The sequence below is a fragment of the Alteromonas sp. G4i13 genome (assembly GCF_054960505.1).
Window position 1 is genome coordinate 23,610 of sequence record NZ_JBHNYX010000012.1, and the last position, 12,766, is coordinate 36,375.

Sequence of the window (12,766 nt, forward strand, 5' to 3'; positions counted from 1 at the left end):
TCTACATTCGGTCAACTGTCATGCCAGCGGCACTCCAGCCTAACATATCGCCTTCTAAATGCATGACTTCAGAAAAATCGAGTTCTTCCAATACTTTCATTGCCAGTTTGGCTCTTCTGCCTGAACGACAATAAATGATAATAGGCTTGTTTTTGTGGCCTTCTAATTCGCTAAGGTAGTCATTGATATTTTCATGGGGCATATTTACTGCGCCAGGAATGTGACCATCGGCGAATTCTTGCGGAGAGCGAACATCAATAAGGAGCCAGTCGTTGTTTGCAACTCGCTCGATAAGGTATGGTGATGCGGCAACAGAGGCTTGCGCGGTCGCTTTCGCTGTGCACTGAAGCGACACAAACAATGCAACACTGATAACAACTAGAAAACCCGCAACAACAATCCGCATGAATAAAAACTCTTACCTTTTTATAGAAGATTAGAACCTGCTCTTATTCTGTTACACAAAGGCGCTTAAATTGAGCCAAGTCGGTGTGTATCAATTGAAAACAGCCCAGCAGGTCTAGACTTAAGTATAACGCTTATGCGCTTTCTTTAATACCTTTACAGAGTACTTTTAGTTCATTTATTAATCGCAATGAAAACCGACTGGTTACGTCTGGATCCACAACAATTAAGGGGGCTTTGAGGAAAGAGCGATGATCACGCCAGAATACCTCAAGTTCTGAATGCGTACTTTTAGATGCCGCAATGAGTGCATGAGGTTGGCGAGTAAGTACATCTTTTAATGCGACTTGAGGATAGTCTACAGGACTGTCTGCAAATAATGTTTGAGCACCACACACATTCAGCAGTTGGTTACCCCACGCGTTGGGACCGATGGTCATAAGTGGAGCAGTCCACGAATAATAAAATACTGGTATAAGCGAGGATTTGTCGTATTTACTTCGAAGTTCGGCTAGTTCGTTGAGAAAATCATTGGAGAGCTGGGTCGCCTGCTTTTGCGTATTTGTAAGTGCCCCAAGCCTTTTAATTTCGCTGGCTATATCAGTGATATTTTCGACCTTGCTGCTAAATACGTTTAGACCCATCGAGGAAAGCTTATGGATATCTTGCGGCTTATTGCCTCCATCCCATGCAAGAATTAAATCAGGTTCTAACGCCACAATGGTAGCGATATCGGCACCTTGAAAATCCGCCACCCGCTTAATATTTTTCGCGGCGTCAGGATAGTCGCTATAGTCGCTTACACCTACAAGGTTAGGGCCTAAGCCCAAACTAAATGCCCATTCGGTAAGGTGGGGCGCAAGGCTGACTATCTTTTGCTCGACGGAATTTGATAAGGCGCTTGATTCCGAGCTTGGTGCAACATCGGCAGAAGCAAATTGATCTGAATGAGCTAGGTGCTTTGTCTCGGCATCTGATTCTGACTTAGCAAATGTGAGAAGAGGTAAATAGCTTAAAATTACAAAAAAAATGGTTTTCATCATAACTGCTGTTTTCATTAGGCTACGGCCATTGCCAGCATAGCTAACGATGCGAAGGCGCTAACCGCAATCATGGCATGAGTAACCGTATTTTTGGCTGTCAACATGTGAGAGTACTTTACCTCGTTAGCGCCTCCCACGCGGGTGTATCGAATCTTCTTGTTGGCATAAATTGCTGGGCCGCCGAGTTTAATATCAAGCACACCGCCCATAAGTGCAAGCAGTAGCGACGTTTTATCTTTCACTGGGGAGCGCTTTATGGCGCGAAACCCTTTAATAGGATGGCTGACCAGTAGTGTTGCTAGACCACCAATGACCGCGGGCGGCATATTAAGTAAGTAAACAAGATTGCGTACGGGTTTGGCAAAGAAAGTCATTGCAGGGGTTCGGTAATGCCACTGCCAAGATGTGAGCAAAAGCAATCGATAAATGAGTGCGCCTATGGGGCCTGCCACTACAAAGTAGAAAATAACGCCGCAATAAAGATAAAGAAACTTCAGCCATAGCGATTCTATCGCGGCTTTGGCAATTCCTATATCGGAAAGTGAATCGCATTGACGTGCAGTAATGGTTTGCGCCATTTCACGTGCGAGGGATTTTTTATTTCTTCCCACACTCGCCAGCACTTTTTTGTACTGTTGACGCTGGTAACCGTAGTCGAGCAGTGCGACAAGAATAATCGCCTCAAAGAATACGGGGTATTGGGCCATGTACACCAAGATGGCAACACATACTACCAATGGCGCAAGAAGAACTAGGGCGGCTAATGAGCCTGAAATATAGTGCTGAGACCTACCGTATTCATGAGAGGGCACCACTTTGCGCCCCATTTGCTGAACGAGGTAGCGCATGAGCGTTAATGGATGAGTACTTTGGGGCCAGCGCCATAATGCGTCAATGGCGATAGCCAGCCAAAGTACGAATAGCGACTGGTATTGCGGGTCGCTAATTACCTCTGTCATCTTATTTTGCAAGAGCCTTAATCATTGCCATAACTAATTGTGCTGAGTGTTTAGCGGCAGTGTCTAGATACTCTTTAAAGCTCACTGACGACGTTTTTCCTGCAATATCCGACAATGAACGAATGACAAGGAAAGGCGTGTCGAGCATATGGCAAGTTTGACCTATAGCTGCACCTTCCATCTCAACCGCTTTCATGTCTGGGAAGTTTTCACGCAGTTCTGCTACAGCTTCGTCGCTACCGATAAACGCATCGCCCGTACAGATTAAACCTGTTGTCGACTGAAGTGAGGTAATGCCTGTGGCAGCACTACGAGCGGCTTCCATTAACCTTGTATCGCAACGGAAATCTTCAGGCATACCTGCGCATTGACCGAGCTTGTAGCCAAAATGGGTTAAATCGGCATCATGGTGAATAACGTGACTGGCGATCACTAAATCACCGATGTTTAGATTCTTGTCGAAACCTCCGGCAGAACCGGTATTGACAACAGCATCAGGGGCGTACTGTTCGATAAGTACAGTAGTAGCAATTGCTGCAGCCACTTTACCAATACCGCATTTTACTAGCACCACTTCTATGTCGTTAAGTGTACCTTCGTAAAACGTCAGGTGCTTCCACTGGGTTTCTTTTACATTCCAAAGTGACGCTTTAAGTAGCGCAACTTCTTCGTCCATTGCACCTAAAATACCAATTTTTTTCATAACTTTACCGACGGTGTTGAGGGAATTTAACGCGTGAATACGCTGCTGAAAGCGTTAATTGTATAAGGAAAACGGGCAAACTGACAGAAAAATGCCTCTGTTACCGCTATTTGAGAGTAAGAAAATAGCAAAGCAACAAAGGCCAGGGGAAGTGGGGTTATGTCTTAAGCTGCAGCTGGTCTGCTTGAACGCACTGGGCGAGTCGGGCGCTTTGGTGGCTCTGGATTATGCGTTGGCAGCTGTGCCATTTTTTGCTGTAAACGGCGATATGGAATGAGTTTGTTTTCCAAACACTCGCGAATATCGTCAACGGTATAACCAGATTTCACTTTAATTCTTGCATGAGGAAGGCCGGCAGCATCAAGTGCTCCGGTTACAAACCAGTCTTTTTGTGATTTATAACCATCTTTGCCTTGGCTATGAACTAAGTCGATAGCAAGAACAGGACTCATGTCGTGTTTATCTACTAATACAAAGTCGAGCTGTCTGCTAGAAGCTCTGCTGATGGCTTGGCTTGCCGTCTTTTTATTTGCAGACTGGCGAACCGCCACTAAATCGTTAAGACGCACACGGCACACTATGCGAAACTCTCTTCCCATAGCCTGTTCGATAAGGTTTAAAAAAGAGTGCTCAACGGGGGTGAACAATTGCGGCTTTCGCCTAAATGGAAATGCGACACCGCCGTCTGACAACTTTATGGCACCCAGTGCAACGACAATAAGTAACATCATTAGAATAATTGCCAATTCCATCGTAACCCTCGCAAATATCAATAGTTAAAGCCCACGGAATGCGTAATAAAGAAGCCCGCTAAAGTGTTTATATCGAAAAAAGCTTGGGCTCCGTTTGCAGTTCGAGCGTCATAAAAATGACACTCACTGTTACCGTGGAGTGGTTATTGATGATTTTGCAAAGCAGATGCCAACATGAGTAGATTTCGTAGTTGTCTTGCTAAAAGGGCTTATTTCGTTGTGGATGTAACAAGAATATCCACTTGAGAGCCAGTATTATCTGGGCTGATTATTACTCTGACCCCTTTATCTTCTGAGGATAACAACGTGCGGCCGCTAACTGGCGTGTGAGTTTTTAAAGCGGGGTGCGCCGTTTGGTAAACATTCAGTAATTCACTCGGGGAGCGAGGAGAGTGGTAAACCATTACTGCTGTCTTGCTTTCGTCAAATGCTTGGCATTGTCTTGCATCATCAGAAATCTTAACTTGCTGAAAATCAGAAGGGCAAGACATGATGCTTGGCTTACTAGGTGAAGAGTTGACGCTTTGTTTCTTAGTTTGGTTGTTAACTTGCGCATTTAATGAAGCGTCAACAGCAATGGTATCAGCTAAGCTGGCATTGCTCGCTGCTATCGCCAGTGTTAGACAAAATGTAAGTTTCTTAATGTTTAAATGCTGCATAGATAGATTCTTCACCCGATGTGCGATGTCTTTAATTGCTTAAACGATAGTAGAGTCGTAACTCTCGCGCTTCAACTAAACCTTGGTCTATTAACGTATATTAGTGAGGTTTTTCGTATAGGTTTTGGTTTAAAGCATCACTTCATCACTACAACTCTATTACTGGTCATAAGGCGTGGTCAGTAATTGATACAGCGCATTTGTTCCACTGTAAAAGTTCCCTATACGTAAGTTTTCATTAGAGGCGTGTTGATTGTTATCAGCATTGACTAATGGAATAAGAATTACCGGCTTCTCTATACTGTTTACTAGCGGTGCGGTTGGAACAGTACCCCCCATCATTGGAATAACTACAACCTTCTCATCGCTTACAGATTCTAGTGCCTTTTGCGCCCATAGACCAACTGGCTCATCGAGGGACGTTTGTAGTGCTGCAGTGCCGGGGCTAACTTCTATAAGAATGAGTTTTTCATGCTTTAGACGGGTTTCTTTTGATGGCAATTCGTCCACAATGTGATATCCCTTAGCTGTTATATAGTCTTTTAACAGCTTAACTTGTCTGGACGAGTGAGCCTCTTTTGTAGTTCTAATATCGATGGACGCTGTAGCGCTAGCCGGAATGATTGTCCTTACTGCTGTTGTGCTTGCAGCGCTCAATCCATTGATATTTAAAGACGGAAGACTAATGGATTCATAGTAGTTGCCACCTACAGACTCTGACTTTGCTACCCCAAGGCGTGCCAATAGTGCAGTTTCATCAATAGGAATGTCTCGAAGCACCTGTTTTGTTTCTTCTGACAGAGGAGCGTCTCCGTAATAATTAGGAATAGTCACCTTACCATTTTCATTTTTCATCCCTGCTAAGAGTGTTGAGAGCATAAAAGCGGGGTTTTGAATGTAGTTGCCAAAGTGCCCACTATGGCTATCAGAGTTTGGTCCGAAAACAGTGAGCTTAACCAGTGTCGCACCGCGATGACCGAAAACCACGGTAGAAGCGTTGGATGGATGCATGGGACCGTCTAACATTACTACGGCATCTGCAGAAAGCTGCGCTTTGTTTTTTTCTATCACTTTTGCGAGGGTAGGAGAGCCACCTTCCTCGTTTGAATCAAGGAGCACTTTGATATTAACTGATGGCGTCACCTTATTCGTCGAAAGTGAGTTTATGGCTGCTAGTAACATCATAATTGGGGCTTTGTCGTCAGATGCCGAGCGCGCAAAAATACGCCAATTAGGGTCATAGTCTTTATCGAGTAAAGAGAGTGGTTTTTCAACCCAGCTGTCATTTTCTTCGATTTTTAGAACGGGCTGCCAAGGGCTGTCTTGTTCCCACAACTCAGCGTTAACCGGTTGACCATCCATATGTGCATAAAAAAGCAGGGTAGGGGCATTTTTCCCAGCTAGCATGTAATCAGCATACAGCATCGGCATGCCGTTGTTTTCCAGCAGCTGAGTATTAAAACCATACTCGCTGTATTTCGTTGCCGTCCAACGCGCAACCTTTTCTATATCAGTTGCTGATTGCGTTGCAACGTTGGGTAGCGTGAGATATTCCAAGTAGTCTGCGAACACTGCTTTAGCCGAGCGAGTGGTAAGTGCGTTACTTTCCTCTGCCTGGGCGCAATATGAAACGGAAACTAAAAATAACCCGTAAAGTAGCCCTGTCCGCAATCTCATGATGTCATCTCTTTATTCAATTATTCTATCTAATGTAAATCGTATCTCTTTAGTTTTAAATAAAAAAAGCTCGATAGCAGAACTATCGAGCTTTTCGTGAATGGACAATAGGCCTTAGTTAGCGAAGGTTAAACGCCAATATAGTCCATAATCCCTTCTGCGGCTTTACGGCCTTCGTCGATAGCAGTAACAACCAAGTCACTACCACGTACCATATCGCCACCGGCAAAGACTTGCGGGTGAGAGGTCTGGTAAGCAAATTTGCCAGCAGATGGCGCGCGTACGCGACCTTTTTCATCGAGCATAATGCCGAAGTCAGCAAACCATGGCGCAGGGCTGGGCTGGAAGCCGAAGGCGATAATTACCGCGTCTGCTTCTAGTACGTGCTCTGAACCTTCCACTTCAACAGGGCGGCGGCGACCATTGGCATCCGGTGGCCCCATTTCGGTTTTAACCAGCTTAACACCACATGCCTTACCGTTTTCATCTACTGCAATGTCTAGCGGCTGAAGATTGAATTTAAACTCAACCCCTTCTTCTTTTGCGTTAACAACTTCGCGGCGAGAGCCCGGCATGCTTTCTTCGTCACGGCGGTATGCACAGGTAACTTGGGCAGCGCCTTGGCGGATTGACGTGCGAACACAGTCCATCGTGGTATCACCACCACCTAGAACTACTACGCGCTTGCCTTTCATATCAATGTAATCAGCAGGATCTTTTTCAAGGCCCATTACGCGATTGGTGTTGGCGATAAGGAAAGGTAGCGCTTCGTGAACGCCTTCAACTTCTTCGTTATCGAAGCCACCTTGCATAGACTTGTACGTACCCATGCCTAAGAAAACAGCATCGTATTTATCAAGCAAATCCTGGAACTGTATGTCTTTACCAATTTCAGTGTTAAGTACGAACTCAACACCCATCTCGGTAAAAATTTGGCGGCGTAGCTTGATCACGTCTTTCTCTAATTTAAAAGACGGGATACCAAATGTAAGTAGGCCACCAATTTCTTCGTATTTGTCGTAAACAACAGGTTTAACGCCGTTACGAACCAGAATATCAGCACATGCAAGACCAGCAGGGCCTGCACCTACAATCGCCACTTTCTTATCGGTCCATACCACGTCAGACATATCTGGGCGCCAGCCCATTTTGAATGCCGTATCGGTAATGTATTTTTCAATACTACCAATGGTCACTGCACCAAAGTCATCATTCAGCGTGCATGCACCTTCGCACAGTCTGTCCTGTGGACATACGCGGCCGCATACTTCAGGCAAGCTGTTGGTTTTATGAGAAAGTTCCGCAGCTTCTAAAATGCGGCCTTCGTTCGCCAAGCTTAACCACTGAGGAATGTAGTTGTGCACTGGGCACTTCCATTCACAGTATGGGTTACCGCAGTCCAAGCAGCGATCTGCTTGGCCTTCGGTTTGAGATTGGCTCAGCGGTTGATAAATTTCCGCGAACTCTTGTTTACGTACCATGATCGGCTTTTTCGGCGGATCGATACGTTCAACATCGACAAATTGATATACGTTCTTTGCCATAAACTAAATCCTCCTACTGAGCCTGAATGCGTAATTCAGCACTTGAACGACTGATGTGACCAAGCAAGTTTTTCACATCACTGGTTTTTGGCTTAATAAGCTTGAAGCGTTTCAGCGTTGCGGCGAAATCAGTAAGCAACGACAACGAGTGCTCGCTTCCTGTTTCTTCGTAATGCTGATTAATTAAGCCACGTAAGTGCTCAGCAAGAATCGCTTTATCTTCAATTGGCATTACATCGACCAGTTCCGCATTTACACGGTTATCAAGGTCGTCGCCATCATCCATAAGATAAGCAAAACCACCAGTCATACCTGCACCGAAGTTAACACCAACCGGACCAAGTACAGCCACGATACCGCCTGTCATATATTCACAGCCGTTATCGCCAATGCCTTCAACTACCGCAATAGCACCAGAGTTACGTACGCCAAAGCGCTCGCCAGCACGGCCAGCAGCAAACAGCTTACCGCCTGTTGCACCGTAAAGGCAGGTGTTACCCATAATGGCGCTGTCGTGGGCGTCGTAAGAGATATTGCGAGGTGGGTGAATAACAAGCTTACCGCCGGTCATCCCTTTACCTACATAATCATTGGCATCACCTTCAAGGTGCATATGCAGGCCGCCAGCGTTCCACACACCGAAGCTCTGACCCGCTGTACCGGTAAGTTCAACTTTGATAGGTGTATCTTCAAAGTCGTGGTTACCGTGGTGTTTAGCGATTTCACCTGATAGCAATGCGCCGACAGAGCGATCCGTATTGCGGATTGGGTATTTAAGGGTAATAGATTTACCTTCAACAACCGCTTGCTGGCCGTCTTTAAGCATCTGCGCGTTCAATTCACCTTTATCGATAGGTGCGTTGGTCGTTTGTGAGCAGAATAAGCGCGTATGGTCGCCTGCTTTAGGCTGCGCTAGCAACGGAGACAAATCTAAACGGTTTTGCTTAGCGGTAATGCCATCTAAAACTTTAAGTAGCTCTGTGCGACCAACAAGGTCGTCGAACTTAGCAATACCCATAGACGCCATGATTTCACGCACTTCTTGAGCAATAAACTTGAAGTAGTTCATTACCATATCAGGTAAGCCAATGAAGTGGTCGTCACGCAGTTTTTGATCCTGCGTTGCAACACCGGTCGCACAGTTGTTCAAGTGGCAAATACGTAGATATTTACAGCCTAAAGCCACCATTGGACCTGTACCAAAACCAAAGCTCTCAGCGCCTAAAATACCGGCTTTTACTACGTCTAAGCCTGTTTTCAAACCACCGTCGGTTTGAACGCGTACTTTGTGACGTAAGCCGTTTTCAATAAGCGCTTGCTGAGTTTCAGATAAACCAAGCTCAAATGGGCTACCCGCATACTTAACTGATGTTAGCGGGCTTGCACCTGTACCGCCGTCGTAACCTGAAACGGTGATAAGGTCGGCATAGGCTTTCGCTACACCTGTTGCAATGGTGCCAACACCCGGCTCAGATACTAGCTTAACGGATATAAGTGCCGTTGGATTAACCTGTTTCAAATCGAAAATTAGCTGTGCCAAATCTTCAATTGAGTAAATATCGTGGTGTGGTGGTGGTGAAATAAGGGTTACACCCGGCACAGAGAAACGTAGCTGTGCGATGTATTTATTTACCTTATCGCCAGGAAGCTGACCGCCTTCACCCGGTTTTGCACCCTGCGCCACTTTAATTTGAATAACGTTTGCGTTAACCAAATAGTGTGGCGTTACACCAAAGCGACCTGAAGCCACCTGCTTAATTTTAGAGTTCTTTTCAGTTCCAAAGCGAGAAGGGTGTTCGCCACCTTCTCCCGAGTTAGACTGACCGCCCAGGCGGTTCATGGCAATCGCTAGCGCTTCATGCGCTTCAGGGCTTAGTGCACCAATTGACATTGCCGCAGTATCAAAGCGTGGGAATAAGTTTTCCGGTGCTTCTACTTCACTAATATCAATAGGGTCGCAATCAGGGTTTATAGCTAGCAAGTCGCGAATGTGCGCAGGCGCACGCTCGTTAACAAGCTTTGCATATTGCTGGTAGTCGTCGTAGTTACCAGACACCACAGCTTTTTGAAGCGTACTGACTACGTCTGGGTTATAGGCGTGATATTCGCCACCGTGCACGTATTTAAGCAAGCCGCCGTGATCGACAGATTTACGCTTAAGCCAAGCAATACGGTTTAGGTTGATAAGATCTTGCTGGAAATCATCGAAGCCCGCACCTTGAATGCGTGAGGTCACACCTTTAAAGCATAACTTCATCACTTCATTGTTAATACCCACTGCTTCAAACAGTTTAGAGCTACGGTAGCTAGCAACAGTGCTAATACCCATTTTCGACATGATCTTGTACAAGCCTTTGTTGATACCCTTACGGTAGTTCAACGTGGCCTGCATAGGAGAAATATCTAGCTCGCCTTTTTCACAAAGCTGCTCAATAGTTTCATATGCTAGGAATGGGTAAACCGCAGTGGCACCTAAGCCAATCAACACCGCGAAATGGTGTGGATCGCGGGCACTTGCTGTCTCAACAACAACGTTAGCATCGCAGCGCAATGACTTTTCAACTAAGCGACGTTGTACCGCACCAACTGCCATTGCAGCAGGGATAACCAAGCGATTTTGTTTAATGTTTCTGTCAGACAGAATAACGAATGCAGCACGCTTGTTTTTAACCAGCATTTCTACTTCGTTACAAACGCGCTCGATGGCTTTCTTCAAACCTTCTTGCGGCGCATACTGAAGCTCCACGACTTCTGAGTAGTAGTTGTCTGGGTTAAATTCGCGCAGTTGCTTAAGGTCGGTATACATTAGCACTGGCGAGTCAAACAATACGCGGTCAGCGTAACCTGAGGTTTCGCTAAATACGTTTTGCTCGCGGCCAATACAGGTTGCCAACGACATAACGTGGTTTTCACGTAGCGGGTCGATTGGCGGGTTAGTTACCTGTGCAAATTGCTGACGGAAATAGTCGTAAACCGTACGCTGACGAGATGACATAACCGCCATTGGCGTGTCATCACCCATTGAACCAACCGCTTCTTGACCGTCTTTCGCGAGTACTTTTACAACTTGTTGAATTTCTTCATAGCTGTAGGCGTGTAGCTTGTGGTACACCGCCATGGCATCGTCGTCAAACACGCGTTTACCAATTAATGACGCATCAAGCTTTTCAATTGGTGTAAGTCGACGAATATGCTTATCTAGCCACTCTTTATAAGGGTGACGTGCTTTTAAGTCTTCATCAATTTCAGTAGAGCGCCAGATTTTGCCTGTGTATGTGTCTACAGCAAGCATTTCACCTGGGCCTACACGGCCTTTTTCAATTACGTCAGCTTGCTCGTAATCCCAGATACCTACTTCTGAGGCTAGGGTAATGAAACCGTTCTTAGTAATAACGTAACGAGCAGGACGTAGACCATTTCTATCAAGGTTACAGGCAACGTGGCGACCGTTAGTTAAAACGATACCCGCTGGGCCGTCCCATGGTTCCATGTGCATAGAGTTAAACTCGTAAAATGCACGAAGATCATCGTCCATGGTCTTGTTGTTTTGATAGGCGGGTGGAACAAGTAACCGCATAGCACGGAATAAATCCATACCGCCGGCTAAGAATAGCTCCAGCATGTTATCCAGCGATGATGAGTCTGAACCTTCAGTATTAACAAAAGGTGCTGCATCTTTAAGATCTGGAATAAGTGGCGTTGCGAATTTAGCAGCACGTGCCATGGCCCAGTCGCGGTTTCCTTTAATGGTGTTAATTTCACCGTTGTGCGCAAGGAAGCGGAAAGGCTGAGCAAGCGGCCAGCGTGGTAGTGTATTTGTTGAAAAGCGTTGGTGAAAAACGCAAATTGCGCTTTGCATACGCTCATCGGCAAGATCGTGATAAAAGGCGGGTAAATCTTTTGGCATTACCAAGCCTTTGTAGATCGTTACCAAGCCCGACAAACAAGCTACGTAAAAATCGGGATCTTTCTCAAGACGTTTTTCAGCGCGGCGGCGGATCATATACAAACGACGCTCAAGGTCGCGTTTTCTCCAACCTGCTGGCGCGTTCACAAATACCTGTTCAATTTGTGGAACACCCGTTAGCGCTAATTCACCCAGTACTGAGTGGTCGACAGGCACTTCGCGCCAACCCACTACTGAAAGTGTTTCTTTTTCTAGTTCTTCATTAAGTACTTCACGCGCGGCTTGCGCAAGTACCGGGTCCTGACTTAAGAAAATCATGCCCACGCCGTATTTTTTGCTGAGTTTCCAGCCATTTTCTTCGGCGATTGCATGGAAGAACGCATCCGGTTTCTGTAGTAATAAACCACAGCCGTCACCGGTTTTCCCGTCGGCGGCGATACCGCCACGATGCTGCATACGGTCAAGACCGTGTATTGCAGTAGTTACCAATTCATGACTGGCTTCCCCATGAGTGTGAGCGATTAAGCCAAACCCACAGTTGTCCCGGGAATCATTGGGATTATATAAACTCATCTCTTAACTCCTTCAACCTTTTGACTGGGCAAGGTATGCGTTGCGTGTAGATGCGCCTAGGTTTGCGTATCACAACATTATTAGACGTCTTTTATGCCTGCGAGCGGTATTGCTCGCGGCGTGCGCCTTTCTTGTCGTTATTTTATTATTAGAGGATTCCAGTCGTTTCCGCATTTTTATGCATTATTGCGATGCGGGCCGTACAAAATACCCACATTAAAAACTAAAATCAAACGCTAAAAGTATAAGCTTTATAGTGAATTAGTATAAATATAATTAAATATATATTAATCAGTTGTTTACGTGGCGTCATTTATGTTTGTAACAAAAATGTTATCAGTATTGCAAAGTGAATAACTCACCCCTTATAAATGATACTACTTCTCATTTGCGTTTTATTAATGAATAAATATGCTTTGAAATTGATGTTTTATGTTGTCAATAGCGGTTTGCGGTGTATTTTTATTAATTTGTAAAGCTATGGTTCCACTAATATAAGTAGTTTGCTATATTGATTGAAAATTAACCACAGGTAAGGCTCGTG

9 protein-coding genes are annotated in these 12,766 nt (G+C 45.5%); all 9 read right to left on the reverse strand.

What is annotated here, in order from left to right; all coding sequences use genetic code 11:
* Position 1 precedes the first annotated feature (1 nt).
* The 9 genes from ACFI6J_RS07805 to gltB all read right to left on the reverse strand — a co-directional run bounded on the left by ACFI6J_RS07805 (position 2) and on the right by gltB (position 12,222).
* Positions 2–406, reverse strand: a complete 405-nt coding sequence (locus ACFI6J_RS07805; RefSeq protein ID WP_014950551.1) for a rhodanese-like domain-containing protein — start codon at positions 404–406, stop codon at positions 2–4.
* Positions 407–539: 133 nt separating this feature from the next.
* Positions 540–1,463 (reverse strand): cobalamin-binding protein, encoded by a 924-nt coding sequence (locus ACFI6J_RS07810; protein ID WP_462585982.1) that lies wholly within the window; start codon positions 1,461–1,463, stop codon positions 540–542.
* Positions 1,463–2,407, reverse strand: a complete 945-nt coding sequence (locus ACFI6J_RS07815; protein WP_462585984.1) for a cobalamin biosynthesis protein CobD/CbiB — start codon at positions 2,405–2,407, stop codon at positions 1,463–1,465. Before ACFI6J_RS07815 ends, ACFI6J_RS07810 begins: the two co-directional genes overlap by 1 nt.
* Position 2,408: 1 nt before the next feature.
* The gene (locus ACFI6J_RS07820; RefSeq protein WP_014950548.1) at positions 2,409–3,110 is read right to left on the reverse strand and encodes a 5'-methylthioadenosine/adenosylhomocysteine nucleosidase; all 702 of its coding nucleotides are present in this window, start codon (positions 3,108–3,110) and stop codon (positions 2,409–2,411) included.
* 164 nt (positions 3,111–3,274) lie between these two features.
* Entirely contained in the window at positions 3,275–3,862 is a 588-nt protein-coding gene (locus tag ACFI6J_RS07825; protein ID WP_014950547.1) for a DUF2726 domain-containing protein, read from the reverse strand.
* 209 nt (positions 3,863–4,071) lie between these two features.
* The gene (locus tag ACFI6J_RS07830) at positions 4,072–4,521 is read right to left on the reverse strand and encodes a hypothetical protein (RefSeq protein ID WP_014980147.1); all 450 of its coding nucleotides are present in this window, start codon (positions 4,519–4,521) and stop codon (positions 4,072–4,074) included.
* A 159-nt stretch (positions 4,522–4,680) separates the two neighbouring features.
* Positions 4,681–6,198, reverse strand: a complete 1,518-nt coding sequence (locus tag ACFI6J_RS07835; protein WP_462585986.1) for a zinc-binding metallopeptidase family protein — start codon at positions 6,196–6,198, stop codon at positions 4,681–4,683.
* Positions 6,199–6,326: 128 nt separating this feature from the next.
* Positions 6,327–7,742 carry an FAD-dependent oxidoreductase gene (locus ACFI6J_RS07840; protein WP_014950544.1) on the reverse strand — a complete coding sequence of 472 codons (1,416 nt, stop codon included), beginning with the start codon at positions 7,740–7,742 and terminating at the stop codon, positions 6,327–6,329.
* 13 nt (positions 7,743–7,755) lie between these two features.
* The gene (gene gltB, locus ACFI6J_RS07845; RefSeq protein ID WP_075176848.1) at positions 7,756–12,222 is read right to left on the reverse strand and encodes a glutamate synthase large subunit; all 4,467 of its coding nucleotides are present in this window, start codon (positions 12,220–12,222) and stop codon (positions 7,756–7,758) included.
* Positions 12,223–12,766 lie beyond the last annotated feature (544 nt).

Bases quoted from the DNA above. Each gene is read 5' to 3' on its own strand.
- ACFI6J_RS07825 (WP_014950547.1), bottom strand. From the start codon at position 3,862: ATGGAATTGGCAATTATTCTAATGATGTTACTTATTGTCGTTGCACTG.
- ACFI6J_RS07840 (WP_014950544.1), bottom strand. From the start codon at position 7,742: ATGGCAAAGAACGTATATCAATTTGTCGATGTTGAACGTATCGATCCG.
- ACFI6J_RS07835 (WP_462585986.1), bottom strand. From the start codon at position 6,198: ATGAGATTGCGGACAGGGCTACTTTACGGGTTATTTTTAGTTTCCGTT.
- ACFI6J_RS07805 (WP_014950551.1), bottom strand. From the start codon at position 406: ATGCGGATTGTTGTTGCGGGTTTTCTAGTTGTTATCAGTGTTGCATTG.
- ACFI6J_RS07810 (WP_462585982.1), bottom strand. From the start codon at position 1,463: ATGAAAACAGCAGTTATGATGAAAACCATTTTTTTTGTAATTTTAAGC.
- ACFI6J_RS07815 (WP_462585984.1), bottom strand. From the start codon at position 2,407: ATGACAGAGGTAATTAGCGACCCGCAATACCAGTCGCTATTCGTACTT.
- ACFI6J_RS07830 (WP_014980147.1), bottom strand. From the start codon at position 4,521: ATGCAGCATTTAAACATTAAGAAACTTACATTTTGTCTAACACTGGCG.
- ACFI6J_RS07820 (WP_014950548.1), bottom strand. From the start codon at position 3,110: ATGAAAAAAATTGGTATTTTAGGTGCAATGGACGAAGAAGTTGCGCTA.
- gltB (WP_075176848.1), bottom strand. From the start codon at position 12,222: ATGAGTTTATATAATCCCAATGATTCCCGGGACAACTGTGGGTTTGGC.